At 49.1% G+C, this 326-nt stretch carries 1 rRNA gene; it reads left to right on the forward strand.

Annotated features, from left to right (window positions below):
- Nucleotides 1-326 (forward strand): 23S ribosomal RNA (locus tag KI809_RS20410); the annotation flags it as partial.

The raw sequence follows: 326 nt of genomic DNA on the forward strand, positions 1-326 counted from the left end.
TGTGGATAGGAGTGAAAGGCTAATCAAACTCGGAGATAGCTGGTTCTCCCCGAAATATATTTAGGTATAGCCTCGCAAAGTAAGTAACGGGGGTAGAGCACTGGATGGGCTAGGGGTCTTACCGGATTACCAAACCTAACCAAACTCCGAATACCGTTAACTGTTATTGCGGGAGTCAGACTGCGGGTGATAAGATCCGCGGTCAAAAGGGAAAGAGCCCAGACCGCCAGCTAAGGTCCCAAAATCTACGCTAAGTGGAAAACGATGTGGAAATGCCCAGACAACCAGGAGGTTGGCTTAGAAGCAGCCACCCTTTAAAGAAAGCG

This window comes from Geoanaerobacter pelophilus (assembly GCF_018476885.1).
GTDB classification, from domain to species: domain Bacteria; phylum Desulfobacterota; class Desulfuromonadia; order Geobacterales; family DSM-12255; genus Geoanaerobacter; species Geoanaerobacter pelophilus.